At 72.1% G+C, this 26350-nt stretch carries 18 protein-coding genes, 2 tRNA genes and 1 riboswitch; of the genes, 12 read left to right on the plus strand and 8 right to left on the minus strand.

Features of this window, described 5'->3' with window-relative positions:
* Positions 1 to 53 precede the first annotated feature (53 nt).
* Both ADL25_RS25450 and ADL25_RS25455 read left to right on the plus strand, forming a co-directional pair.
* A tRNA-Lys gene (locus ADL25_RS25450) sits at positions 54 to 129 on the plus strand.
* A gap of 100 nt (positions 130 to 229) precedes the next feature.
* Positions 230 to 940 (plus strand): N-acyl homoserine lactonase family protein, encoded by a 711-nt coding sequence (locus ADL25_RS25455; protein WP_059130140.1) that lies wholly within the window; start codon positions 230 to 232, stop codon positions 938 to 940.
* A 120-nt stretch (positions 941 to 1060) separates the two neighbouring features.
* Here the strand turns inward: ADL25_RS25455 and ribA are convergent, their stop codons facing one another.
* Entirely contained in the window at positions 1061 to 1738 is a 678-nt protein-coding gene (ribA, locus tag ADL25_RS25460; protein WP_059130141.1) for a GTP cyclohydrolase II, read from the minus strand.
* Between the two features lie 139 nt (positions 1739 to 1877).
* Positions 1878 to 2387 carry a MarR family winged helix-turn-helix transcriptional regulator gene (locus ADL25_RS25465; RefSeq protein ID WP_059130142.1) on the minus strand — a complete coding sequence of 170 codons (510 nt, stop codon included), beginning with the start codon at positions 2385 to 2387 and terminating at the stop codon, positions 1878 to 1880.
* Between the two features lie 92 nt (positions 2388 to 2479).
* Here ADL25_RS25465 and ADL25_RS25470 point away from each other — a divergent pair, with 92 nt between their 5' ends.
* The 5 genes from ADL25_RS25470 (at position 2480) to ADL25_RS25490 (ending at position 7726) form a co-directional block, all read left to right on the plus strand.
* The gene (locus tag ADL25_RS25470) at positions 2480 to 3628 is read left to right on the plus strand and encodes a dihydrofolate reductase family protein (protein WP_059130143.1); all 1149 of its coding nucleotides are present in this window, start codon (positions 2480 to 2482) and stop codon (positions 3626 to 3628) included.
* Positions 3629 to 3732: 104 nt separating this feature from the next.
* A tRNA-Met gene (locus tag ADL25_RS25475) sits at positions 3733 to 3806 on the plus strand.
* Between the two features lie 154 nt (positions 3807 to 3960).
* The gene (locus ADL25_RS25480; protein ID WP_416070695.1) at positions 3961 to 5181 is read left to right on the plus strand and encodes a PP2C family protein-serine/threonine phosphatase; all 1221 of its coding nucleotides are present in this window, start codon (positions 3961 to 3963) and stop codon (positions 5179 to 5181) included.
* A 233-nt stretch (positions 5182 to 5414) separates the two neighbouring features.
* Positions 5415 to 5571, plus strand: a riboswitch (cyclic di-AMP (ydaO/yuaA leader).
* Positions 5572 to 5582: 11 nt separating this feature from the next.
* Positions 5583 to 6620 carry a M23 family metallopeptidase gene (locus tag ADL25_RS25485; RefSeq protein WP_059130144.1) on the plus strand — a complete coding sequence of 346 codons (1038 nt, stop codon included), beginning with the start codon at positions 5583 to 5585 and terminating at the stop codon, positions 6618 to 6620.
* Between the two features lie 161 nt (positions 6621 to 6781).
* Complete coding sequence (locus ADL25_RS25490) at positions 6782 to 7726, plus strand: aldo/keto reductase (protein WP_059130145.1); 945 nt, start codon at positions 6782 to 6784, stop codon at positions 7724 to 7726.
* An 83-nt stretch (positions 7727 to 7809) separates the two neighbouring features.
* On the opposite strand, the gene ADL25_RS25495 is transcribed toward ADL25_RS25490, so the two are convergent.
* The 4 genes from ADL25_RS25495 to ADL25_RS25510 form a co-directional block, all read right to left on the minus strand.
* A complete protein-coding gene (locus tag ADL25_RS25495; protein ID WP_059130146.1) occupies positions 7810 to 9150 on the minus strand; it encodes a PrsW family intramembrane metalloprotease in 1341 nt (446 codons plus the stop codon).
* A 53-nt stretch (positions 9151 to 9203) separates the two neighbouring features.
* Positions 9204 to 10064, minus strand: a complete 861-nt coding sequence (gene trmB / locus ADL25_RS25500; RefSeq protein WP_416384749.1) for a tRNA (guanosine(46)-N7)-methyltransferase TrmB — start codon at positions 10062 to 10064, stop codon at positions 9204 to 9206.
* A 65-nt stretch (positions 10065 to 10129) separates the two neighbouring features.
* Positions 10130 to 11368, minus strand: coding sequence for an L-2-hydroxyglutarate oxidase (gene lhgO, locus ADL25_RS25505; protein WP_234381035.1), 1239 nt, complete (start codon positions 11366 to 11368; stop codon positions 10130 to 10132).
* Positions 11369 to 11527: 159 nt separating this feature from the next.
* Positions 11528 to 12949, minus strand: coding sequence for a hypothetical protein (locus ADL25_RS25510; RefSeq protein WP_059130148.1), 1422 nt, complete (start codon positions 12947 to 12949; stop codon positions 11528 to 11530).
* A 685-nt stretch (positions 12950 to 13634) separates the two neighbouring features.
* Here ADL25_RS25510 and ADL25_RS25515 point away from each other — a divergent pair.
* Complete coding sequence (locus ADL25_RS25515; RefSeq protein WP_059130149.1) at positions 13635 to 15719, plus strand: asparagine synthase-related protein; 2085 nt, start codon at positions 13635 to 13637, stop codon at positions 15717 to 15719.
* Positions 15720 to 15795: 76 nt separating this feature from the next.
* The gene (locus ADL25_RS25520) at positions 15796 to 19188 is read left to right on the plus strand and encodes a BTAD domain-containing putative transcriptional regulator (protein ID WP_059130150.1); all 3393 of its coding nucleotides are present in this window, start codon (positions 15796 to 15798) and stop codon (positions 19186 to 19188) included.
* Positions 19189 to 19398: 210 nt separating this feature from the next.
* Here the strand turns inward: ADL25_RS25520 and ADL25_RS25525 are convergent, their stop codons facing one another.
* Positions 19399 to 20166: a TetR/AcrR family transcriptional regulator gene (locus tag ADL25_RS25525; RefSeq protein WP_059130151.1), complete on the minus strand. Its 768-nt coding sequence runs from the start codon at positions 20164 to 20166 to the stop codon at positions 19399 to 19401.
* Positions 20167 to 20544: 378 nt separating this feature from the next.
* Here ADL25_RS25525 and ADL25_RS25530 point away from each other — a divergent pair, with 378 nt between their 5' ends.
* Together ADL25_RS25530 and ADL25_RS25535 are read left to right on the plus strand one after the other, a co-directional pair.
* The gene (locus ADL25_RS25530) at positions 20545 to 21945 is read left to right on the plus strand and encodes an NAD(P)/FAD-dependent oxidoreductase (protein ID WP_059130152.1); all 1401 of its coding nucleotides are present in this window, start codon (positions 20545 to 20547) and stop codon (positions 21943 to 21945) included.
* A gap of 212 nt (positions 21946 to 22157) precedes the next feature.
* Positions 22158 to 23810: an ATP-binding SpoIIE family protein phosphatase gene (locus tag ADL25_RS25535; RefSeq protein ID WP_059130153.1), complete on the plus strand. Its 1653-nt coding sequence runs from the start codon at positions 22158 to 22160 to the stop codon at positions 23808 to 23810.
* 81 nt (positions 23811 to 23891) lie between these two features.
* Here the strand turns inward: ADL25_RS25535 and ADL25_RS25540 are convergent, their stop codons facing one another.
* A complete protein-coding gene (locus ADL25_RS25540) occupies positions 23892 to 25172 on the minus strand; it encodes an MFS transporter (protein ID WP_059130154.1) in 1281 nt (426 codons plus the stop codon).
* A 172-nt stretch (positions 25173 to 25344) separates the two neighbouring features.
* Between ADL25_RS25540 and ADL25_RS25545 the strand changes: the two genes are divergently transcribed.
* Positions 25345 to 25893, plus strand: a complete 549-nt coding sequence (locus tag ADL25_RS25545; RefSeq protein WP_059130155.1) for a MarR family winged helix-turn-helix transcriptional regulator — start codon at positions 25345 to 25347, stop codon at positions 25891 to 25893.
* Positions 25894 to 26350 lie beyond the last annotated feature (457 nt).

Below are 26350 nucleotides of genomic sequence, written 5' to 3' on the forward strand. Positions count from 1 at the left end.
CCCGATCGGAGTCCCGGCCTCCTCCGGCTATGCTCGGGGAGGCAACATCGCCTGGGCCCTTAGCTCAATTGGCAGAGCAGTGGACTTTTAATCCATTGGTTGTGGGTTCGAGTCCCACAGGGCCTACCAGGACCCCTCGGGGTCGAAACCCTCGTCGACCTGCGTCGGCGGGGGTTTCGCCGTCGGCAGATCGGCCGCCGTGCGGTGCGCGGTCCGCGAGGATGGCGGCATGGGAAGAGACATCGCGGTGCGTCGGCTCGACCTCGGTTACTTCGTCCGGCCCGCCTCGGAGACGGAGAGCGGGCAGCCACGGGTGGAGCCGGTGCTCGCCTATCTGGTGCGACACGAGCGCGGCCTGCTCCTCTTCGACACCGGCATCGGCGCCGCGGACCCCGAGACCGAGGCGCACTACCGGCCCCGGCGCCGTGCGCTGCAGGAAGCCCTGTCCGCGGCGGGGGCAGTCCTCGACGACATCTCCCTCGTCGTGAACTGCCATCTGCACTTCGACCACTGCGGCGGGAATCCCCTTCTGGGGGGCAGGCCCGTCCTCGTGCAGGACGTGGAGCTGGCCACCGCCCGGCGGGGCAACCACACCTTCGACGAGCTGGTCGACTTCCCCGGTGTCGCCTACGAGGAGCTCGCCGGGGAGACCGAGATCTGGCCGGGGGTCCGGGTCGTTCCCACACCGGGGCACACCGAGGGACATCAGTCCCTGGTCCTGCGGAAGGACGACGGCACCGTGGTCCTCGCCGGCCAGGCCCATGACTTCGCATCCGGGTTCGCGTCGGACCATCTGGCCCGCCACGCCGCCCGCCAGGGTGTGGAGCAGCCGCTCCCGCCCTACCCGTCCTGGCTGGACCGGCTTGCCGATCTCGACCCCCGGCGTGTGCTCTTCGCACACGACTGCTCGGTCTGGGAACCGGCGCACGGCGGCCTCTGACACGGCTGGGAGGCGGCACCGCGAAGGGTGTACGCCACGGACGCGGGCCGGGGGCGGGCCGCGGCGCCTGACATGCGGTCAGGTCGCCCCGGCCGTCCTGGACCGGCGTCGCCGGCCGCGTCAGCCGGCCGTCAGCTCCGTGAGGGGCAGGGTGTGGTGGGTGTGGACCACCTTCGCGCGGAGGTAGCGGACGTTGTGCGCCGTGGTGAAGACGCCCGTGGGGACGTGGTGGGTGACCGCGAGACCCAGGTCGCGGAGCTGCGCGGCCTTGTCCGGGTTGTTGGACAGCAGGTCCAGGCTGTTGATGCCGAGGGCGCGGAGCATCTGCGCGGCCGCCGTGTAGTCGCGGGCGTCCTCCGGCAGACCGAGCGCGGCGTTCGCCTCGTAGGTGTCCAGACCCTGGTCCTGCAGGGCGTAGGCGTCCAGCTTGTTGTAGAGGCCGATACCGCGGCCCTCCTGGCGGAGGTAGAGCAGAACGCCGCCCTGGTCGGCGATGCGTTCCACCGCCTCACGCAGCTGCGGACCGCAGTCGCAACGGGCCGAGCCGAAGACGTCGCCGGTCAGGCATTCGGAGTGCAGGCGCACCAGAGGGGGCCGGTCGGCGGACATCTCGCCGAGGACCACGGCGAGGTGCTCCTGGCCGTCGGCCAGGCCGTGGAAGGTGACGAGGTCGGCGGTGACCGTGTAGCCGTCGCCGAAGCGCAGCGGGACCGTCACGCGGGTGCGGACCGTGGCGGTGGGCAGGCGGGTCGGGTCGCCGCCGTCGCCGGATGTGGTGGCGTCGCGTGGGTCGGTCATGTCTGTCGTCCTCCTCCAGGCTGGCTGCGGGTGCGGAGTGACCCGCTGCTTCAGATTTGAAGCACAGCCTCGGTCGGAGACTCTAGCCCGTGCTTTAAAGTTCAAGCAACCTTTTTGGGGCTACGGGGCCTCCGGGGGCTCACGCCGAGGACGAACGCCGCCGCCAGGGCAGGCCGCCGCACGTGGACTGCTCCTCGCCTGCCTGGAGCGCCTCCGTGATCCGGTCGCAGATCGCCTCGAGCTGGCTCACCTGCTCGGGCGTGAGATGGTCGAATACGGCGGCCCGGACCGTCTCGACATGGCCCGGTGCGGCGCGCTCCAGCAGCGCCGTCCCCGCGTCCGTGAGGACCGCCATGCTGCCGCGCCGGTCCGTCGGGCACCCCTCCCTGCGGACGGTGCCGTCCTTCTCCAGGCGGGTGACGACATACGTCAGCCGACTGCGGGTGATCTTCGTGGCCTCGGCCAGATCGGTCATCCGCATCCGGCGGTCGGGTGCGTCGGAGAGGTGGGCCAGCACGGAGTAGTACAGGTGCGGCATGCCGGCCTCCTGCTGGAGCTGCCGGTCGATCGTGTCCTCCAGAAGCCAGGACGCGGCGATGTAGGAGCGCCAGGCGCGCTCTTGCTCCGGGGTGAGCCAGCGGGTCGTCATACTGGCAGTGTAGTTATTGTTTAAAACTTGAACCAAGCGTCAGCAGCGCGGCCTTCCTGGCTGTCGACCGAAGTCCCACTGGAGCGCACCCCATGGCCCACCCCTATGTCCTGCTGTCCGCCGCCGTCTCCCTCGACGGCTTCCTGGACGACACCGGGCCCTCACGGCTGCTGCTGTCCGGACCGGAGGACTTCGACCGGGTCGACGAGGTGCGGGCGGGCAGCGACGCGATACTCGTCGGCGCCGGCACGCTGCGCATCGACAACCCGCGGCTGCTGGTCAACTCGCCCGAGCGGCGCGCGGCCCGGGTCGCCGCCGGGCTGCCGGAATACCCGCTCAAGGTCACCGTCAGCGCGTCCGGCGACCTCGACCCGGACGCCCAGTTCTGGCACACCGGCGGGGCGAAGGCCGTCTATACGACGGACAAGGGCGCCGAGCGGCTGCGCGGGCTGCTGCCGGAGAGCGTGGACGTGGTCGCGCTCGGCCCCGACGTGGAGTGGCGGACGGTGCTCGACCACCTCGGGGACGTCAAGGGCGTACGGCGGCTGATGGTCGAGGGCGGCGGGCGTGTGCACACCCAGCTGCTGCGGCAGGGGCTCGCGGACGAGCTTCAGCTCGCGGTCGCACCGCTGTTCGTGGGGCAGGCGCAGGCGCCGCGGATGTTCGGGCCCGGCGACTACCCGCCAGGGCGGATGCGGCTGCTGGAGGCGCGGACGGTCGGGGACGTGGTGCTGCTGCGGTACGTGCCCACAGCGCCCGGAACCGGGACGCTCGCCTCGGCCGCGGACCGGCGATGGCTGGAGACGGCCTGCGAGCTCGCGGCGCAGTGCCCGCCCTCCCGCACGGCCTTCAGCGTGGGAGCGGTGGTCGTCGCGGCCGACGGCACCGAGCTGGCACGCGGGCACTCCCGTGAGGAGGGCGATCCCGTGGTCCACGCGGAGGAGGCCGCCCTGGCCAAGCTGGACCCGGAGGATCCGCGTCTGCCCGGCGCCACGGTGTACAGCAGTCTGGAACCCTGCGCGCGCCGCTCGTCCCGGCCCGCGCCGTGCGCCCGGCTGATCCTGGACGCCGGGATACGGCGGGTGGTGACGGCCTGGCGTGAACCGGACACGTTCGTGCGGGCCGCCGACGGGAACGCGCTGCTGATGGCCGCCGGGGCGGAGGTGGTGCTCCTGCCGGAGTACGAGGAGCGGGCGAAGGCCCCGAACGCCCACCTGCTGCCCCCGCCGGCCCGTCCCTGAGGCGTCGCGCACCCCCTTGACGGCTGCAAAGAGCCGGTGAGGGCCCGTGGCTGCAAGACCCGTGTCATTCGTGTCGCGCTCATGGCGTACACTTGAATCACCGACGCGGGGTGGAGCAGCTCGGTAGCTCGCTGGGCTCATAACCCAGAGGTCGCAGGTTCAAATCCTGTCCCCGCTACTGATGGCCGAGAGCCGGAGTCCATGAGGACTCCGGCTCTCGGTGTTTCCCCGGTCCCCGTTCCCTCGCCCCCGCCCGGGCGGGTCCCGCCGGTCCGTACTCCGGCCGGCCCACAGCGGTCGCCTCCCGCTGTCCTTGCGGGAAGCCTGGACGGGTGATTCAGCAAGCAGGTGCGCGGTGGCTGCAGGAGTCGTACGACGACGAGGACCGCCTCGACGCCTTACTCACCGGAGAACCCGTCTGCGCCCCCGGTGCCGGGGACGTCCGGCGGCCGGGCCGGGCCGAGCGTGAGACCCGCCGCCTCGTGCGCGCGCGGGCGGTCCTGTCTGCCCTGCCCGTGCTGCTCGTCGTGGTCGGCACCTGCTACGACTGCCTCACCCCGTCCGACGTCACGGCCGGTCCCCTCTTCACCGCGGCGCCCCTCGTCGCCGCGCCCCTGTACTCGCTGCGCGGCACGGTTCTCACCGGCCTGGCGGCGATCGTCGCCGTCCTCGCCGTCCACGTCGGGCTCGGCCTGCTCGGCGGGGCCGGTGCGATCACCGAGTCGGTCACCATCGTCACCGTCGCGGTGCTCGCCGTCCTCATCAACGTGCTCGTCCGCCGCAAGAACGAGCGGCTCGCCTCCGCGCGGGGGATCGCCGAGGCCGCCCAGCGCGCCGTGCTGCCCGAGCCCGCCGCACGGATCGGCGGGCTCGACATCGCCGCCCGGTACGAGGCGGCCCAGGCCGGCGCCTTCATCGGCGGCGACCTGTACGCCGTGCAGGACACCCCGCACGGCGTACGGCTGGTCGTGGGCGACGTGCGGGGGAAGGGGATGGGCGCGGTGGCCGTGGTCGCGGTGGTGATCGGCGCCTTCCGGGAGGCCGCGGAACAGGAGTCGACACCGGAAGCCGTCGCCCAGCGGCTGGAGCGGGCCCTGTCACGCGAGGGCACCCGGCGCGACGGCCCCGACATGGTCGAGGGGTTCACCACCGCGGTCCTCGCGGAGATCCCGCACGGCGGCGACCTGGTCCGCATCCTCAACCGCGGTCACCCCGCCCCGCTGATGCTGCTCCCGGACGGCAGCCTGCGCGTGCTGGAGGCCCGCGAGACCGCGATGCCCCTCGGTCTGGGCGCCCTCGAGGCCCGGCCCGACCGCGCTGAGGAGTGGGACTTCCCGCCCGGGGCCACACTGCTGCTCTACACGGACGGCGTCTCCGAGGCGCGTGATCGGCACGGGGAGTTCTACGACCTCGCCGCGGGCCTCACCGGCCGGGTCTTCGCCGGCCCGGGCGGACTGCTGGCCGCGCTGACCGAAGCGGTCGCCTGCCACACCGGCGGCCGTGCCACGGACGACATGGCCCTGCTGGCGGTGCGCAGACCCGAGCGTCCATGACCGCGGTCACCAAGGGTGAGTGACCGACCCCCCTCCGCATAACAACTGACTTACCGTCAATACGCCTGAGGTTTAAGAGGCGCGGTCAACTCGCCCCTTTTCCGCCGATCATGGTGGGAAAGTCCAGGCCAGAAGCGTTAATGATCTGTCCGAACAGCTTGGAATCAAGGCCCCGGGTCTATTAACGTTCGATAACGCAGCGCGGTCGTCCCAGCCGTCACAAGAGGCGGCTCCGTGCGCGTGTGCCGAATCCCGCAAGGGAGCCGGGGAACCACCACCTTGGGGTGAATCGGGCGGAGACCGCCGTGGAAGCACGGTCGGTATACGCGCGTAGGAGACCTTCCTCTCCGAACCCGTCAGCTAACCCGGTAGGCGAGACGGAAGGAAAGGAGTGCGCCCACGTGGCGTCCAACCGGCCTGCCCAGAGCACCTCGTTCGCTCCGAACGACACTCAGACGTTCGGCTTCGCACCTGGCAACGACGAGGGCCCCTGGGAGGAGTGGAACCCCACCGAGGAGTCCCTCCGTCCCGTCCGCGGCCGGCACCGCGTCGCCAAGCAGCGCGGGGGCGGACTTGCGCGCAGCTCCACGGTGTTGGGCGTCGGCGTGATGGCCGCCGTCGGTGCGGGCGGCATGGCCACCGCGCAGAGCGGCAAGCCTCCGGTCTCCATATCCATGCCCGACCTCTCCTCGGTCACCCACTCGGCCAAGGAGTTCATCGGCGCGGACACGAGCAGTGCCCCCAAGGGCTCCGCCACCGCGCTCAGCGGTGCCGGCCTGACCACCGAGGACGCCGCCGCCGGCTCCTCGGACGCGGGGGAGGCGCTGCGCGCCCGGATCATGCAGCAGGCCGAGTCCCAGCAGGACCGGATCGCCGCCGCGGCCGCGCAGGCGGCGGAGGACGCCGCCGCGAAGAAGGCCGCCGCGGCCGCCGCCAAGGCGCAGGACGACGCCAAGGCCAAGGCCGCCGCCGCGAAGAAGAAGGCCGAGGAAGAGGCCAAGAAGAAGGCCGAGGCGGAGCGGCTCGCCGCACTCGCCAAGCAGTACGCGCTGCCGACCTCCTCCTACACCCTGACCTCCCGCTTCGGTGACGCCGGTGCCATGTGGTCCTCCGGCTACCACACCGGACTCGACTTCGCCGCGCCCACGGGCACGCTCATCAAGGCGATACACAGCGCCACCGTCACGGAGGCCGGCTGGGCCGGCTCGTACGGCTACCGCACGATCCTGACCCTCGACGACGGTACGGAACTCTGGTTCTGCCACCAGTCGTCCATCAGCGTGACCGTGGGGCAGAAGGTGGCCACCGGCGACGTCATCGGCCGCGTGGGTGCCACCGGCAACGTGACCGGGCCGCACCTGCACCTGGAGGTGCACCCGGGCGGCGGTGACGCGATCGACCCGATGGCGTGGCTGCAGAGCAAGGGCCTCACCCCCTGACCGCGGACCTCTCCCGGCCCCGGTGGCCCTGACGGCATCCCCCCGACGTCAGGGCCACCGGCCGTGGTGCGCAGAGGGCGGAATGGGTGGATCCGATGGTTTGCAAGGTCTTTGCAGCTGTCACGGAAGGCGCCGGTCCGGTCGGCGCGTTCTCATGAACCATGACTTCCCTTCGCAAACTCGGCTCCTCCGACCTCGAGGTCTTCCCGCTCTCCCTCGGCGGCAACGTCTTCGGCTGGACCGCCGACGAGGCGCAGTCCTTCGCCGTACTCGACGCCTACGCGGCCGCGGGCGGCAACTTCGTCGACACAGCGGACTCCTACTCGGCCTTCGCCCCGGGCAACAAGGGGGGTGAGTCCGAGACCATCATCGGCAAGTGGGTCAAGGCGCGCGGCAACCGCGCGGATGTCGTCATCGCGACCAAGGTCAGCCAGCACCCGGACTACCCGGGCCTGAGCGGTGCCAACATCAAGGCCGCCGCGGACGCGTCCCTGCGCCGTCTGGACACCGACTACATCGACCTCTACTACACGCACTTCGACCGGCCGGAGGTGCCGGTCGAGGAGATCGTCGGCGCGCTCGACGAACTCGTGAAAGCGGGCAAGGTCCGGTCCATCGGGGCGTCCAACATCTCCGCCGAGCGCCTCCAGGAGTCCCTCGACGTCTCCGACCGCGAGAACCTGGCGCGGTACGTGGCGCTGCAGCCGCACTACAACCTGGTCTCGCGCGACACGTATGAGGGCGCGCTGCAGGACGTCGCCTCCCGAGCGGGTCTCGCGGCCGTTCCTTACTTCTCGCTGGCGGCCGGCTTCCTCACGGGCAAGTACCGTCCGGGGACCACGGTGGACTCGGCGCGGGCCGGGCGGGCCGGCCAATACCTGAAGTCGGAGCGGGGGGTACGCGTCCTGGCGGCCCTGGACGAGATCGCGCAGGCGCGGGGAGCGGAGATCGCCACGGTGGCCCTCGCATGGCTGGCGGACCGGCCGACGGTGGCGGCCCCGATCGCCTCCGCGCGCGCCCTGGAGCAGCTGCCGGCCCTGCTGGCGGTGGCGGATCTGTCGCTGACGGACGAGGAGTCGGCGAAGCTGACGGCCGCGTCGGCGTAGGGGGTCGGACCGGTCCGTCCCGCCGCCTCGCCGAGCGGTCAACACCGTTCGGTCCGGCAGGCGCCGGACCCTTGCGGCGACTCCTAGGAGCGGTACGGGTTGTACGCGGGAGGTGGCGCCGTCGAGCCGTAGGGCGGTGACCAGTACGCCGGGGCGGCTCCGTACATCGGGCGGACCGGTGGCGCCGTCACCGGTGGCATGGCCGGTGTCATGGACCGCGCGGCCTCCGCCAGCGCCGGCCGTGCCACCGCACGGCGTGCCCACAGCTCGCAGAGCAGTTCCCGCTCCCGGGGGACAAAATCGGCGCCTGCCCGGCCGAGGCGCCCCCGGCGGCGCAGGAACGCCAGCGATGTCGCGTAGGCCTCGTACTCCGCGACGGAGCGCGCCCCCGCTCGGCCGAAGTGGTGCCCCGCGTACTCCCGGGCCAGTCGTCGCGCCCGCATCGAGCCGAGCACGAGCGGCTCCACGGGCCCCAGCCAGCCGGCGATCGTGTAGGCCGGCAGCTCCTCGCGCACGGTGCGCAGCTCCCGCTGGCGGGTCCAGACGACCAGCCAGGTCAGCAGGGCGAACGCGGGTGCCATGAACGACGCGTAGACCGCGAAGAACCCGTAGTCGCCGAATGTCGACGACCCGTTCCACATGGCGTGCATGCCCATCGCGAGCAGCAGCCCGCCCAGGGGGATCAGCACACGGCGTACGCGTTGGCGCTCCGACGAGAGCGCGGCGACACCGAAGCCGATACCGGTGAGCACGGTGAACAGCGGGTGCGCGAAGGGGGACATCACCACGCGCACGAAGAAGGTCGCGGCCGTCACGGAGGTGAGCCCGTGCCCGCCGCTCAACCGGTCCGTGCCGAAGGCCGTGCCGAGATAGAGGATGTTCTCGGTGAAGGCGAAGCCGGTCGCGGTGACCCCCGCAATCACCACGCCGTCGAGAATTCCCGTGAAGTCGCGTCTGCGGAAGAGGAAGACCAGCAGTACGGCCGCGGCCTTCGCGGACTCCTCCACGACGGGTGCTATGACGGTCGCGCCGAGTGTGTCGGCGCTGTGGGGGTCGGCGATCGCGGTCGCTATCCACCGGGTCGCGAAACTGTTCGCGACGATCGCGATCAGTGCGGCCGCGCACGCACCCCAGGCGAACGCGAAGATCAGATTTCGCCAGGGTCCCGGCTCGACCCGGTCCAGCCAGCGGAAGGCGGCGACGAGCAGCGGCACGGGCAGCACGGCGAGGCCGAGGCCGACCAGAAAGCCCTCGGTGCCGGTCTGTTGGCGTACGAGGGCGAGGATGACGAGACCCGAGAGCGTGAGCAGGGTGGTCAGCCCGCAGTAGCGCACCCACCGCTTCTGCCACCAGTGCGCGTGCCCGGCACGGCCCCGGCCGGCGTCGCCGCCCGGTGGCATCGGATGCGGGGGGAAGGTGGCCACGGCATCGACCCTAACGAGGAGGGGAACCGCTCGCGACGGCGCGCGACATGCGCTCAGTCGTCGGCGGAGGGCTGGTCTCGGTGCTCTGCGCGGCGGAACAGCAGATCGTTCACGACATGACCCTTGTCCAGTCCCTGGCCTTCGAAACGGGTCAGCGGCCTGAAGTCGGGACGTGGCGCGTAACCGCCGTCGGGCTGCGTGTTCTCGAAATCCGGGTGCGCGGACAGTACCTCGAGCATCTGCTGGGCGTACGGCTCCCAGTCCGTCGCGCAGTGCACCAGCGCGCCGGGCCTCAGGCGGGCGGCGGCGAGCGTGAGGAACTCGGGCTGGATGAGCCGGCGCTTGTGGTGGCGCTTCTTGGGCCAGGGGTCGGGGAAATAGACCCGCAGTCCGTTGAGGGAGTCCGGCCGGAGCATCTCGCGGAGCAGGATGATCGCGTCGCCGTTCCCGACCCGGACATTGGTCAGTCCGCTCCGGTCGGCGAGATTGAGCAGGTTGCCCTGCCCGGGCGTGTGCACGTCGACCGCGAGGATGTTGGTGCCGGGGTCCTGCGCCGCCATCCGTGCGGTGGCCTCGCCCATGCCGAACCCGATCTCGAGGACGACCGGACGGGCGTTCCCGAACAGCTCGGCCAGGTCGACGATCCGCTGCCCGTCGATGTCCAGCCCCCAATGGGGCCACAGCCGCTGCAGGGCGTCGGCCTGCCCGGCCGTCACCCGGCTGCGCCGCGGTTGGAAGCTCCGGATCCGGCGCTCGAAGTGCGAGCCGGCGGGATCGGCCTTCGGCCCGTCGGGGAACCGGGGCTCCCCCTTGGCGCGGCGGTGACGCACGGACACGCCGGGGGCATGGCCGCCGCCCGGACCGCCGACGGCGATCTGGTGATCTTCGGGAGCGAAGTTGAGGGAGTCAGACACAGTGGCACCAATTTTAGGGCCTGCACGGCCGGGGCCGGCCGCTGTACCGAGGTGACGTGGGCCTTTCAGTCCCGGGCCAGTACCGCCACTGCCCTCCGCGCCACCTCCCTGCCGATCGGCAGCGAAGCCGTGGCGGCGGGTGACGGCGCGTTCAGCACATGGACCGCGCGTGCGCCCTCGTGGATCAGGAAGTCGTCCACCAGCGTCCCGTCCCGCAGCACGGCCTGCGCCCGCACCCCGGGCAGGGTCCGCACCAGGTCGTCCTCGTCGATCTCCGGCAGCAACCGGCGCACCGCCCGGGTGAACGCCCGCTTCGACACCGACCGCAGCAGCTCCCCGGTTCCGTACCGCCAGTGCTGCCGCGCCATCCGCCACGCACCCGGCCATGCCACCGTCCCACCCAGCTCGCGCGGCCGTACGATCCCCCAGCCGTATCCCTCGCGGGCCAGCGCGGGCACCGCGTTCGGCCCGACGTGGACCTCCGCGTCGATCCCCCGCGTCAGATGGACCCCGAGGAACGGGAACGCCGGGTCCGGCACCGGATACACCAACCCCCGCACCAGTTCGGGCCGAGCCAGTGCGTAGTACTCGCCACGGAAGGGCACGATCCGCATCCCCGGGTCGTCGCCGGTCAGCAGGGCCACCTCGTCGCAGTGCAGCCCGGCGCAGTTCACCAGCACACGGGCGCGCAGGATCGTGCCGTCGTCGGTGCGCACGGCTGCGCCCAGGGACGGACGCCGATCGATCCGGACCACTTTCGCGCCGTACCGGATCTGCGCACCGGAGGCCTCACCCAGCCGCCGGGCGACCGACACGAAGTCGCAGATCCCGGTCGTGCCCACATGGATGGCCGCCAGTCCCCGCACCTGCGGCTCGTACTCCGCGATCTGGGCCGGGCCGAGCTCGCGCACGGGAATGCCGTTCTCCCTGCCGCGCTGGACGAGCGCGTGCAGGCGCGGGAGCTCGTCCCGCTCGGTCGCGACGATCAGCTTGCCCGTGACGGCATGGGCGATGCCGTACTCCGAGCAGAACTCGACCATCTCCGCGGCGCCCCGCACCGCGTACCGGGCCTTGAGGGAGCCGGGACGGTAGTAGATCCCGCTGTGGACGACCCCGCTGTTGCGCCCCGTCTGGTGGCGGGCAGGGCCGGGCTCCTTCTCGAGGACCGTCACCCGTGTGCCCGGAGAGGCACGGGTGATCGCATACGCCGTCGACAAGCCGACGATCCCGCCCCCGATCACCAGCACGTCGCAGTCGTAGGCGCTCTCCCGCACCTGCTTCACCTCCCGGCTTCGATAGTGCACTGCGCCACCGACAATGCCTTCAAACCGGGCCGCGCCCCGTGACGGCGCGGTGCTGTGCCGATATGCGGTTCCTTGCGTGGTCCGGAGCGCCACGGACGGCCAGCGGTCCGGAAGCGCGGCGGCCGGGCGGGTGCTCGCAAGCCCCGCCGGGCGGAGCGCCTACGCGGGAGCCATCAGCAGCGGCCGTGCCCGCTCCCGCAGCTCCACCACACGCGGCTCGTCGCCGTACGGCTCCAGACGGTGCAGAAGGTCCCGCACGTATTCGGTGGTGCGGGCCGACGATATGCGTCCGGCGACCTCCACGGCCCGCACGCCCTGCTCGCACGCCGCGTCCAGATTGCCGGACTCCAGCTCGGCGACCGCCGATACGACCAGGCGCAGCCCGTGGGAACGGACGAACTCCTCCGTCGGCCGCGACAGGGCCTGCTCGGTGAAGCGGCGGACCTGGCGGGGTGCCTTGAGGTCGCGGTAGCACTCGGCGGCGTCGGCCGCGAAGCGGTCGTAGGAGTAGAAGCCGAGCCAGGACGGGTCGTTGTCGCCGTCGCGAGCCCGCTCCAGCCAGCCTTCGGCGGCCTTCAGTGCCGCGCCGGCCGCCTGGGCGTCGCCCGCGCGTGCGTGTGCGCGTGCCTCGACGAGACGGAAGAAGCTCATGGTGCGGGCCGTGGCCAGGCCGCGGTTGCGCTCCAGGGCGGCCTGGGCGAGGTCGACGCCCTCGTCGCCGAAGCCGCGGTACGTCGCCTGCAGCGACATGGAGGCGAGGACATAGCCTCCGAGAGGCACGTCGGCGGCCGCGCGCGCCAGGCGCAGGGCCTGGATGTAGTAGCGCTGGGCGGCCTCCTGCTGTCCCGTGTCGAACGCCATCCAGCCGGCCAGGCGCGTCAGTTCGGCACTGGCTCCGAACAACGCCCTGCCCACCTCGTCCGAGTACGAACCGAGCAGCAGCGGCGCCGCCTCCACGCGCAGGCATTCGGGCACCATCGACGAACGCCAGTCGCCACCACCGTACTTGGAGTCCCAGCGCCGGGCGTCCTCCGCGGCCTCGCGGAGCTTCTGGACATCGCTGTGGCCGACTTTCAGCGGCGCTCCCGCCCCTTCGCCGGGGCTCGGGTCACGTGCCACCGAGCTGTCGGCCGGTGTGATCAGCCAGCGGGAAGCAGGGGTCGCATAGGCACTCACCGCGAACGATCCGGCCAGCGACTGCCAGATGCCGCCGCCGGTCCGGCGCCCGGCGAGGTCGAGGCGGTAGAGCTCCGTCGCCGACCTCACCGCCTGTCCTACGTCCCGGGGGAAGGCGAGGCCCACTTCCGGTGCGGGATCCGCGTCCGCCAGACCGATCTCGTGGAGCGGTACGGGGCGGCCGAGCTTCTGGCCGATGGCCGCGGCGATGAGGTGGGGAGCGGCGCCCTGCGGCACCATCCCCTTCGACACCCAGCGCGCCACCGACGTCTTGTCGTAGCGAAGAGTCAACCCGCGCTGGGCGCCAAGGTCGTTGACGCGCCGGGCGAGTCCTGCGTTGCTGATTCCCGCGAGGGCGAGAACGGCGCCGAGCTTTTCGTTCGGCCCGCGTTGCTCCCTGGACATGCGTCACCCCTCGACACAGACGGCTGCCGCAGCGGTGGCATAACCGCGCGGCATTCGTAAACCCAGCGTAGTTCGCCGCATCCCAAGCGTTAAGGGGCTTAAATCCGGATGGCGGGATTGTGGTCCGTGCCTCGGCCCGGACGGTTGCGGCGTGCTACCGGTGTGTGGCCGTGCGCCCGTCCGTGCGCTCTTCTCCGGCCACCGGGGGAGCGGTTCCATGGGCCTTGCGTGGGTCGGCCCGCTGTACTGGATCCAGTGGGCTGGGGGACACCGCCGCCTTCATCCCCGCGGGCGGCGGACCGGTCCGGGAGGTGAACTCCACCTCCCGGACTGTGCGTTGCGCGAGGGCCTGTACGGAGCGTGCCCAATCCTGCCCGCTCACCACCGATTTGGCCGAAATCCGACGGTGGTTCTCAGCGGCGATCAAGGCTCCTACCACCACTCTTCAGGGCGCGAAGGGCGTTTTCGGGGAGCATTTCGGGGGCGCATTCACGTCGCTGTTCGCTCATGACTTCCGCCCGGCGGCCGTTCCCCGAACGGGAGTCCACCGGCTCGTGACGGTTCGTGTACGGGCGCATTCCACGGCGCGCAAGCAGTGGCACACACCCTCCCACGGGCACTCTTCGTGGCAGCATGGGAGCCGTTCGTACGGTGCACTGGTTGTCCCCAGCCTGTGGAGGCGTCGATGCGGTGGTTGGTGGGTTGGAGCAGCACCGCCGCTGGAGCCGCAGCGCCCGGATCGGCCGGGGCCACCGGATACGACGGCGAGACCGTGCACCCGGTGGGCTCCCAACTCCTGTGGGGCGACCCGGACCCCCTGTGGGCGGTGGGCGACTGGCGCCCCGACGAGGTGCGCGTGGTGAAGGCCGACGCCCAGAACCGGATCGCGGTCCTCGGCATGTGCGGAGCGTCCGACGAGGAACTGCGCGTCGGCCTGTTCGCCGCCCGGGGAGGGGCACTTCGCCATCTGACCGCCTGGCCCGGCAGCTATACCGCCGTCGTCCAGGTCGGACGCAGGGTCACGGTGTGCGGCGATCTCGCGGGCGCGCGGCCGGTGTTCTACACGCCCTGGGCGGGCGGCACGGCCTACGCGACCGCCGCTCTCCCCCTCGCCGACCTCATCGAGGCCAATCTGGACTTCGGGCACCTGGCGGCCCTCCTCGCCGCACCCGACGTACCGGCCGCGGTGCACGACTCGACCCCGTACGACGGCGTGCGGCGCATCCCGCCGGGCCACGCGCTCATCCTGCGGGCGGGATCGCGCGAGATCGCCGGATACGAGCCGGTCGCCTCGCTCGCGGTCGCGGCACCCCCGGCGGACCCGGGAGCGGCGGTGGACGCGGTGCGCGACGCCCTCGTCGACGCCGTGCGCGCACGTCTGGCGGCGCCCCGGCACGTCCCGGGCACCGACATCGACCCCGGGCCCGTTCCCGGGATGGGGCCGGCCGAACGCCGCGCCGCGCGCGGGATGCCCGTGCCCGGCATCGGCTCCGACCTCTCCGGCGGGCCGGCCTCCGGCACGCTGGCGTTGCTCGCGGCGGGTCTGCCAGGGATGCCCGGGACGGTGCTCGGGCACGGCACCGGAGCAGGTGAGCGTCTGCTGGCCGTCACGTTCAACGACCTGGCCGTCAGGGGGCGCGAGGCGGAGCTGGAGCGGGCGGGCACGCTGGCGGCGAACCCCCGTCTGCACCACGTGGTGGTGGCCGGCGGCGAAGAGGTGCTGCCGTATGCCGACCTGGAGGGCCCGCTGACCGACGAACCGGGCCCGTCCCTGGTGACGGCGGCCCGGCATCGCGCACGACTGGCCGCGGGCAGCGCCGACCACTTCACGGGCTACGGCGCGCGCCAGGTCCTCGACGCGCACCCGGCCCGTCTCGCGGACCTGCTGATGGACCGCAAGCGGCGCCATCTGGTGCGCCCGGTGGCCGCGCTCGCGAAGGCGGACGGCTCGGTGATGGTCCCCGCGCGGGTGTACAGCGCGGCGCGCCGGCTGGCCCGTACGCCGTACCGTGCCGGGGTCGACGCGCTCTCCGACCGGCTGATGCAGCGGCGGTTCGAGGAGCCCGGAGGCGCCGTGGGCGCGTCGCTCGCGGCGCTCACCTGGGCCAGACCGGGGCCCGCGGCGCGCTGGCTCACCGGTGAGGCACTCGCTGAAGTATCGGTTCGCCTCCAAGGAGCCGCCGGCCGGACGGGAGTGGGTCCTGGACAGCGGCCGGGCGACTTCCGCGCCCGGGCGGCGCTGGCGAGACACGCGGCGGATCTGCGGGTGCTCGAACAGGCCGCCGAGATCCGCTCCCAGCGCCTGCACGCTCCCTTCCTGGACAACCAGGTCGTCCGCGCGTGCCGGGCCCTCCCCGAGGCGCTCCGTGTGCAGCCGGGAGCGCGGGCGGCGATCCTGCGCACCGTGCTGGAGGGCGCGGGGGTGGGCGGCCTGCCCCCCGGCTGGGGCGCACCCACGCACGCGTCCTCCGCCGTGGCCGCCCGCACCGGTCTGCGGGTCGCGGCGGACTCCCTGACGGCCCTGTTCGACACACCGCTCCTCGCCGAGGCGGGCCTGGTCGAGGCCCGGGTGGTCCGCGAGGCGGTACGGGACGCGGCGGACGGCGCCGCGCTCCCGCTGGACGGGATCGCGGACCTCGTCGCCCTGGAACTGTGGCTGCGGCGCCTGCTGGCCCGACGGGGCACCTGCTGGACGGGCACCCCGGCCCGGGCGCGCGCCGTGCCAGCGGGCATCGCCCCCCAGGGACGCGCCCTCGGCGCGGGCGCGTAGGCATCCCCCGGTGCATCGGGGCTCCACCACGCCGAACCACGTGGCCGCACCGCACCTCCCCGGCCAGAATGGCCCGATGCGGTACAGGATCCTGGGCGTCGCCCAAGCAGAGGACGACCGGGGAACCCCACTCCCCCTGGGCGGCCCCCGCGTGCGCGGCCTGCTCACCGCGCTCGCCCTGCGCGCCGGCCGTACCGCCACGCTCTCGGACCTGATCGACGAGGTGTGGGCCGACGATCCGCCGCTGGACGCCCCGGCCGCGCTCCAGGCCCTGGTCGGACGGCTCCGCAGGGTCGTCGGACGCGACGCCGTCACCTCGGAGCCCGGCGGCTACCGCCTCGTGGCCCCCCGCGACGCCGTCGACCTCTTCCTCTTCGAGGACCTCGTGCAGCGCGGCACCGCGGCCCTCGCAGAGGGCGACGCCCTGACGGCCGCCGGTGATCTGCGCGAGGCCCTGGCCCTGTGGCGCGGTCCCGCCCTCGCCGACCTCCCGGACCGCGGTGCCGCCGCACGCCTCGAGGCCCTGCACCTCGCGGCGAACCGGACCCGCATCGAGGCCGATCTGCGCCTGGGCCGCGCCGACGACGTCGTACCCGAGCTGACGGAACTGACCTCGGCCCGCCCCTACGACGAGCCGCTGCACGCCCTCCTCATCCGCGCCCTGCGCGCCACGGGGCGTGCAGCCAACGCGCTCGCCGCGTACGAGGTCGTGCGTCGTGCGCTGGCGGACGGGCTGGGCGCCGACCCGGGTGCGGAACTGCAGTCGCTGCACGCCGAGCTGCTCTCCCCCGAGCCCTCCGCGCCCGTACCGTCGCCGCCCGTACGCCCCACCCTCGCCCCGGCGGCCTCCCGCGCCGCCCGCACGGGCAACCTCCGCCCGCGCCTGAACTCCTTCGTGGGCCGGGAGCCCGAACTCGACGCCATCCGCTCCGACTTGCGCAGGTCGCGCCTGGTCACCCTCACCGGTCCGGGAGGCTCGGGCAAGACCCGGCTCGCCGAGGAGGCCGCCGCCGGGCTGCCGCAGGCGTGGCTTGCCGAACTTGCCCCGCTGGACCGCCCCGAGGCGGTGCCGGCCGCGGTGGTGAGCGCGCTCGGTCTGCGCGAGACCGCACTGATCACCAACGAGATGGCGGTCCCCCACGACGATCCGATCGCCCTGCTGATCGAGTACTGCGCGCCTCGCAGCGAACTCCTCGTCCTCGACAACTGCGAACATGTGATCGGCGCCGCCGCGGAGCTCGCGGAGACCCTTCTGACCCACTGCCCCGGGCTCACGATCCTCGCCACCAGCCGCGAGCCTCTCGGAGTGCCCGGCGAGTCGGTCCGCCCGGTCGAACCCCTGCCGCCCGACCCCGCGCACCGGCTCTTCATGGAGCGCGCGGCCGCCGTGCGCCCCGACGCCCCCGCGGCCCGCGACCCGGAGGCCGTCGACGAGATCTGCCGCCGCCTGGACGGTCTGCCCCTCGCCATCGAACTGGCCGCGGCCCGGCTCCGGTTGCTGACCCCACGGCAGATCGCCGACCGCCTCGACGACCGATTCCGGCTTCTCACCTCCGGCAGCCGTACGGTGCTGCCCCGCCAGCAGACCCTGCGCGCGGTCGTCGACTGGTCCTGGGATCTGCTCGACGAGCGTGAGCGCACGGTGCTGCGCGAGGTCTCCGTCTTCGCCGGCGGCTGGGACCTGGCCGCCGCGGAGGCCGTGTGCACCGGACCCGCCGCCGACCTGGTCGGGGCGCTCGTGGACAAGTCCCTGATCGTCGCGGCCCCGTACGACGCGGACGGCGGCGGTATGCGCTACCGCATGCTGGAGACGATCCACGAGTACGCCGCCGAGCGTGCCGCCGAGGTCCCCGAACTGCGTGCAGCGGCGGAGCGCCGGCACCGCCGATGGGTGCGGGCGCTCGTCGAGGAGGCCGAGCCGAAGCTGCGCTCCGCCGACCAACTCCCTTGGATCCAGAGGCTGGAGAACGAGCTCGACAACATCAGGACCGGGCTGTACCGGGCGATCGTCGCGGGCGCCGAGGAGGAGGCGGGGGCCGTCGCCCTCGCGACGGGCTGGTTCTGGTGGCTGCGCAACTTCCGCCGTGAGGGCGCCGAGTGGGTGGACCGCCTGCTGCGCCTCGGAGCGGTCCTGGACGCCCGCGCCGGCCATGACCCGGTCGCTCCCGCGCCGACGGCGGTCCCGCCCCGGGTCGGGACCGGGAAAGCGGAGTCCTGCACCGCCTCCGCGGGGCGCCCCGCCGTCGACGCCTTCGAGGAGCTCGAGGCGGTCGACCCCGTCGACACGTTCCTCGCCCACGAGGACGCCGAGCGGGGGCACCCCCTCCATGCGCTGCGGATGAAACTGCGGGTCCTGCACATGTTTCTGCTCGCCGAGTCGCGGCCGGCGGAATCGATGCGGAACGAGCGATCGCAGCGGTACGTCGCCCTGGTGCACGAGCACTTCGCTCGGGGAGGCCGGGACGCGGCGCGGCTGCCCGGCATCATCTGGCCGATGACCGCCTACTACCTGGGTGAACCGCACGACGTCCGGCTCGCCATGGACGCGGCACTCGCCAACTGCCGCAGCCACGGCGACGACTGGGAGATCGGCGTCACCCTCATGCTCCGCACGCATGTCCTCGTCGACTCGCAGGGCGGTCTGCACGACGTGGACGGCGACCTCGCCGAACTCCGCCTGATCAGCCGCCGGGTGGGCGACCGCTGGATGCGTGCGCAGGTGTGCAGCGCGGCGGGCGAGGCGGCGATGGGGCGGGGCGACTTCCCCGAGGCGCAGGGCGAGTACGAGGAGGCGCTGCGACTCGCCCACGAGGTGGGGGCATACGCGGAGACCCCGTTCCTCATCGCACGGCTCGGCGAGATCACGTACCGCGAGGGGAAGCGGGAGGACGCGCGGGCGGCGCTGGACGAGGCGAGCGATGCCGCCGATCGGTACGGAGTGCAGGACGCCCGCGCGTACGTGTCGCTGTTGCGCGCCCGCATGGCGCTGGACGACGGGGAGACCGCCGTGGCGCGGGAGTGGTGGGAACGGGCGCGGGTGGAGATGTGGAGCGGCACACCGCCCCCGCAGTTCGTCGCCGCGCTGAACGGTGTCGACGCGCTCGTCACCGTCGCCGAGGCGGGACCGGAGTCCGGTCTGCCCAAGGTGTCCGAGGCACTGAGCCAGGCGGTGTCGGGCCAGTGCGCGGAGGCGGTGACGGCGGGACTCGTGGACACCGCGGCCAACGTCCTGGGCAGCCTGGGCGCGCACGCCGACGCGGTCCGGCTGCTCGCCGCCGCGGACAGCTGGCGCGGTCCGGCGGTGCGGCCCGCACCGGAGTCCACGGAGGTCGAGCGGACACGGGACGCGGCCCGGGACGCCCTCGGCCCGGCACGCTTCGACGCCGAACAGGCCAAGGGCTCCGCGTTCACGGCGGAGGACGTACTGGCGGACCTGGCGGAGGCGTCCGCGCGCCATCCCGTCCGATGAGCGGGGCCCCGTCGTCCACGTGCGGGTGAACCGGGTCGTGGGAGCCCGGGACGACCCCTGCCGGTGATTTCGTTCGTGGAGCACCGTCCCGGTTCGTAGGACGGCTCACCGGGACGGGTGATACGCGGTAGGTGTCCCGGGCGCGGACCGCACAGGATCCGCGCCCGGGGAGAGCCGACGAGCAGGAGCCCGGGCGGGGCGCCGACCGGCTCAAGCCGGGCGGGAGCGCAGGCCCTCCAGCAGAATGTCGAGCAACCGGGTCGAGGCCGCCGCCTGCTGGGCGGGGTCCGGCAGCGACGGCGCCGCCGTCGCGATCACCAGCAGCACGTCGGAGACGGTGACGTCGGGCCGCAGTTCACCCGCGCCACGAGCCCGCTCGACGAGCTGACCGACGACCTCGAGCAGTCTGGCCGCACCGGCGTCGTCCTGCTCCGCGGCGGTCCGCTGCTCGACGAGCCGGAGCTCGGTGGCGGACGGGTAGCGCTGCTGCGGCACCCGCGCCTCGTCCACCAGCAGGGAGTCCGGCCCCTGCGGACCGTCCTCGGCCACTCCCACCCGCAGCACATGCGGTGGCAGCAGCCGACCCGCGCCCGACGCCACCGACGTCCGCAGGAAGCGCGAGAGCGCCGACCACGGCTCGTCCTCCTGGCCGAGCGCCGCCCTGGCCTGATCGGTCAGCCGGGAGGTCTCCTCCTCGGCTATCCGCCGCACCAGGACGTCCTTGCTCGGGAAGCGCCGGTACACCGTGCCGACGCCGACCCTGGCACGGCGCGCCACGTCCTCCATCGGCGCGCCGTAGCCCAGCTCGCCGAAGACCTCGCGCGCCGCCCGCAGTACATGTTCCAGGTTGCGCTGTGCGTCCACGCGCAGCGGTGTCGACCGAGCACCGTCCCCGCGTCCGTTCCCCGTGGCCGCGCTCATCGCGCCCGCCGGTCCGACGGCAGACGTGGACGGCCAATGAGAGTCCTGAATGTGCATAAGCGATCCCCCGGTAATGACGTCTCCCCCCGGAGACTTCCCGCCATTGGAAGCCGGTGTGCACGGAACCAGCGCCGTATGCGACCAGGTCCGCCCGTCGCGGGCCGGTCGAGCGCAACCCCTTACACCCCGTCGACACACGAACATAGTTGAGCAGGGGTCAATTCAGAAGGGGCAGGTTCCGCACAGAGCGCCCCCCGATCGGAGTACGGGGCGGTTACGTCCCGATTAATCCCTCGAACGCCACCTCGCATGCACCGGCTGACCTGCGGTCCTTTCACACAGTCCGGCAATTCGGCCAACTCTGCCTCGTGCCGTTGGCCGGTCACACAATTTGCCGGGGCTGTGGACAAACTCCAGAGTCCGAGGCGTCATGGGATGGTGACGGCTGCAACCCATCGGGGCACGCCCCCCGACCCCCCGAAGTGTGTGCGCATCCTCATCGTCGGCGGTGGCTACGTCGGCCTGTACACGGCCCTGCGTCTGCAACGCAGACTCAAGGCGGAACTCGCGCGCGGCGAGGCCGAGATCGTGGTGGTGTCGCCCGATCCGTACATGACGTACCAGCCCTTCCTGCCGGAGGCGGCGGCCGGCGCCATCTCGCCGCGCCATGTGGTCGTCCCGCTCCGGCGGGTCCTGGACGGCTGCCGGGTCGTCGTCGGCGAGGTCACCTCCATCGACCACGCCAAGCGCACCGCCACGCTCGACACGCTCGCCACCGAGGAGACCGGGCAGACGGAGCAGCTGTCGTACGACGAACTCGTCCTCGCTCCGGGCTCCATCTCGCGCACGCTGCCGATTCCCGGTCTGGCCGAGCACGGCATCGGCTTCAAGACGGTCGAGGAGGCCATCGGACTGCGCAACCACGTCATCGAGCAGATGGACATCGCCTCCTCAACGCGCGATCCCGAGATCCGCGACGCGGCCCTCACCTTCGTCTTCGTGGGGGGCGGATTCGCCGGCGTGGAGGCGCTCGGCGAACTCGAGGACATGGCCCGTTACGCCGCGCGCTACTACCACAACGTCAAGCCCGAGGACATGAAGTGGATCCTCGTGGAGGCCTCCGACCGCATCCTTCCGGAGGTCGGCGAGGAAATGGGCCGCTACACGGTCAGCGAACTGCGCCGCCGCAACATCGACGTACGCCTGAAGACCCGGCTGGAGTCCTGCGTCGACCGGGTCGCCGTCCTCTCCGACGGCGCGCGCTTCCCCGCGCGTACGGTCGTGTGGACCGCCGGAGTGAAACCGCACCCCGTGCTGGCCGCCACGGACCTTCCGCTGAACGGCCGCGGTCGCCTGAAGTGCACCCCCGAACTCACCCTGGACGGCGTCCGGCACGCCTGGGCCGCGGGCGACGCGGCGGCCGTCCCGGACGTCACCGCCGCCGAACCGGGCCAGGAGACCGCGCCCAACGCCCAGCACGCGGTGCGCCAGGCACGGGTGCTCGGCGACAACATCGTGCGCTCGCTGCGCGACCAGGCGCTGGAGACGTACGCGCACAAATACGTGGGCTCGGTCGCCTCCCTGGGACTGCACAAGGGTGTCGCCCACGTCTACGGGCGCAAGCTGAAGGGGTACCCTGCGTGGTTCATGCATCGCGTGTACCACCTCAGCAGGGTGCCCACCTTCAACCGCAAGGCGCGTGTGCTGGCCGAATGGACCCTGGCCGGGCTCTTCAAGAGGGAGATCGTCTCTCTCGGTTCACTCGAACACCCCCGCGCGGAGTTCGAACTTGCGGCCGGTGGAAAGCCTCCTGGGTACCCGAAGGGGTCGTCCTGACCGGATCCAGGAACTCCGCCGAAAGGGCCGACGTCTGACGGATGTCGGCCCGGTCGGGGAGACTGGTCCACGACCGTGGGCGGGCCGACCCTCGCCCGGGCGCATCCACCAGGCTTCCCCCAACTGGGCCGTACCCCCGGGGCGGGCCTCCGGACCGGACCCCGACCGGAACCGGAGCCGGCCGGAGACGACAACGACGAGGCAAGGAATCGGTGAACTTCACGCGCTGGAGCGCCCGGCTCCCCGGAACGCAGCGCCGCGCCGCAGCGCGGACCGAGCACACGGTCTCCCCGGATCGGCTGGGTGACGGCTCCGTGCCCGTGGCCCGCGCCGAGCGGCTCACCGACGACCCGGCGGGCGTGCCCGCCGTCGACGAGCTGCCGGCCCGAGAGGTCCTCGACCGCATTCCCGCCCTCGTCGCCCTCGTGCACGGCCCCGAGCACCGCATCGCCTATGTGAACGACGCCTATGTGGCGGCCTTCGGCGTGCGCCCCGTCGGTGAACCGGCGCGCGAGGCGCTGCCCGAGCTGGACGAGCTCGGCCTGCTCCCGCTGCTCGACCAGGTCCTGCGCAGCTCCAAGCCGCGCACGGTCAAGTCCCGCAAGGCGCCTAGCGGCCGTTCGTACACGTTCACGTGCACTCCGGTGGACGTGCCCGGTGACAGGGCCAGGGGCGTGCTCGTCTTCGCCGCCGACGTCACCGACCACGCCGAGGCCGCCGAACGGCTGCGGGCCAGCGAGCGCGAGCAGCGCAGGACCGCGGTGACCCTTCAGCGCTCCCTGCTGCCGCAGGAACTGGAAGAGCCCGACGACCTGCGCATCGCCGCCACCTACCAGCCGGGCGGCACGGAGGCGGCGGTCGGCGGCGACTGGTACGACGTGATCACGCTCGGCGGCGGTCGCACCGCACTGGTGATCGGCGACGTGATGGGCAGGGGAGTCCGTGCGGCCGCGGTGATGGGCCAACTGCGCACGGCCGTACGGGCGTACGCCCGTCTGGACCTCCCTCCGCACGAGGTGCTCCAGCTCCTCGACGGTCTGGCCCAGGAGATCGACCCCAACCAGATCGCGACCTGTGTGTACGCCATCCATGACCCGAACGAGGGACGTCTGGTCTACGCGTCGGCGGGTCACCTGCCGATCCTCGTCCGGGACGAGAGCGGCGTGGTGCTGCGCGCCGACGAGCCGACCGGCCCGCCGCTCGGCACCGGCGGCTGGATGCACGCGTCCGGCTCGGTACCGCTGGGACCCGGCGCCACGGCCGTCCTGTACACGGACGGCCTGGTGGAGCGCAGGGACGCGGACCTCGACGAGGGCATCGCGGCGCTGGAGAGCGCACTCGCGGGGGCCACGGGCACGCCGCAGGTGATCTGCGACCGCCTGCTGCGCTCGGCGGGCGTCACCGCGGGACACGACGACGACGTGGCGCTCCTGGTCCTCCAGCACCCGGCGAGACCGGGGCCGGACGGCGATCTGTTCCGCAACGCCGCCCTGGACCTGCTCGGGGGCGTCGAGGCGGCCCCCCGCGCGCGTGCGTTCGCCTCGGGTGTGCTGACGAGCTGGCGGTTCCCGACGGATCTTCACGACCTCGGCGTACTGGCCGCGAGCGAACTCGTCGCGAACTCCCTTCAGCACGGAGTCCCGCCGATGAGGCTGCGCCTCCGGCGCACGGACCGTCGGCTGATCATCGAGGTGACGGACGGTGACGACCAGCTGCCCCGCCGTCGTCGCGCGGAGCCGGCGGACGAGGCGGGACGGGGCATCGCGATCGTGGCGACGATCGCCTCGAACTGGGGCTCGCGCCGGACGCCGGGCGGTGGCAAGGCGGTGTGGTGCGAGTTCGCGCTGCCCCGGGGAGCCGGCTGACGGCTGAGCGGGGCCGTCCAGGGGTGCGAAGCACCGTGCTGTCGTGCGCTCGCACCCCGGCCGGCTTCAGCGACCCGTCCCTCACGCGCAGGACGGGCTGACCTCCAGACCGTCCGTGCGACCCGGTGCCCCCTGGGCAACCACCCGGCTCCTCGAGGGGTGGTTCTGGGCAGGTGTGAGGCTGCGCCCGAGCCGGACCGCCAGGAACGTGATGCCCAGCGAGAACAGCAGGAACGTCACGACGTACGGTGCCGGCAGCGACGCGGCCAGCGGACCTCCGACCGCCGGGCCCACTGCCAGAGCAAGTTGCTTGACCAGGGCGAACGCCGAGTTGTACTGGCCTGCCATGCCCGACGGCGCAAGATCCGCGACCAGCGGGGCGAGCGTCGGCGACAGCATGGCCTCACCCAGCCCGAAGAGCGCGTACGTCGAGACGAAGGCGGCGGTCGCCATGGTCTGGCTGCCGTGTCCGAGACCCGCGTAGCCCGCGATGGCCCAGGCGACGGCCCAGAGGAGCCCGACGGCCGCGATCACCCGCGACCGTCGCCGCCGCTCGACGAACTTCAGCACGGCGAACTGCGCCACGACGATCACCATCGTGTTCGCCGCCAGCGCCGTGCCCAGCGCGGACGTGGAGACTCCGGCCGCCTCGACGCCGTACGCACTCAGTCCGGACTCGAACTGGCCGTAGCAGGCGAAGAACAGCACGAAGCCGAGTACACACAGCTGCACCATGGCGCGGTTGCCCAGCAACTGTTTCCAGCTCGACCGGCCGCCTCGCGGCGCGTCCGCCTCCGCCTGTGGCAGATGCGGGATCCGGACCGTCGCGATGATGACCACGAGCAACAGGAAGATCGCGGCCTCGACGGCGAACAGCAGGGTGAAGGACGCGGCACGCGTGGTGTCGACGAGGTGCCCCCCGATCAGACCACCGACACCGAGCCCGAGGTTCTGCAGAAAGAACTGCATGGCGAAGGCGCGCGACCGCGTCTGCGTGGTCGAGGAGTCCACGATCATCGTGGCCAGCGCGGGCTGCATCACCGCCTGCCCTGCTCCGAGCAGCGCCGCCGAGACCAGTACGCGCACGGCGGTAGCGGCGAGGCCCAGGCTCAGGGCGCCGACCGCGGCGACGACCAGGGCGGTGAGCAGCACCGGAAGGGGACCCCGCCGGACGATGGCCCGCCCAGCGAAGGGCAGGACGACAAGGGCGGCCACGGCGAACACGGCGAGCACAAGGCCCGCCGTCGCGGCACCGAGGTCGCGCACCTGGGCCACGTACACGTACAGATACGGGACGGTGAAGCCGAGGCCGAACGCGCTGAGTGCGTTGCCTACATGGATCCGGCGCATCGCTGCGCCCATCGCTCTGGTCACGTTCACCTGCCTTGGGAAGGAGGGTCCGCCCGGAGTGCACGACCAGAAGGTCTCACCTCTGAAACAGTTAACCCTGAAGACTTAGAAGCTAAAGTTGACTGATTCAACATTACACTGTGAAGGACTTCAACGCCAAGCGAGTGCGTGCCATACTGCGGCCATGGGTGACACCCCCGGCGGCAGTGAGCCGACGCTCGACGAACAGATCGCCGCCTACCAGCGCGAATTCCAGGGTCTGGACCCGCAGGTGGAGAAGATCGTCTCCGCACTGTCCCGGCTCAACCGCCGTATGAACGTCGCCTACGGCCGGCAGACCGCGGAGCTCGGGATCAGCAACGCCGAGTGGGAGGTACTGAAGGCGCTGGTGCTGTCCGGCTCCCCGTACCGCATGGGTCCGAGCGACCTGGCCAAGCGGCTCGGCCTGACGCCGGCCGCCATGACCCACCGCATCGACCGCATGGTGAGCGAAGGGCTCGTAACCCGTGAGCGCGACGAGGCCAACCGCGTCCGGGTGATCGTGGAGCTGACGTCCGAGGGACGCGAGAAGTGGCTCGAGGCGATGCGCCTGGCCTCCCGCTTCGAGGAGGACCTCCTCCAGGACCTCTCCACCGAGGACCGTTCGGTCCTCGGTGAGGTGCTGACCCGCCTGTTGCGCCGGGTGGAGGACGCTCAGCCGGACGCCGGCGGACGCCTCAGCGACCTCGATTGACGCAGGCGGAGGTTTGGCGCCGCGTCGCCCTGGGCACGCTTGACAGTCCAACCCCAGATCCGTAAAGTTCTCCGAGTTGCCACGAGGCCGTAACGGTTCTCCGGCAGCAACTCCCGCCGCGACAGCGGCAGTCAAACCATTCAGCAAGATCTCCTGATGGGATCGATTTCGGCACGCCCGAATTCGATTTCTTCGGCGTGTGTCGACGCAGAACCACTCGAGATCCACTCGATTGGGAATCGCCGGAGAGATCCGCTAGGGTTTGGGAAGTCCGAACGGCCCAACAGCCGCAAGGGCAAACCCGGTTGACTGGGAGTCAGGCCCCGAAGGGAACTGAGGGATCTGATAGAGTCGACAACGCCGGAAAGGGAAACGCGAGAGCGTAAACCTGGAAAGCGCCGAGGAAATCGGATCGTGAAATGGTCTGATAGAGTCGGAAACACCGAAGGGAAGCGCC

The sequence above is a fragment of the Streptomyces sp. NRRL F-5122 genome, assembly GCF_001507435.1.
Classification (GTDB): domain Bacteria; phylum Actinomycetota; class Actinomycetes; order Streptomycetales; family Streptomycetaceae; genus Streptomyces; species Streptomyces lannensis.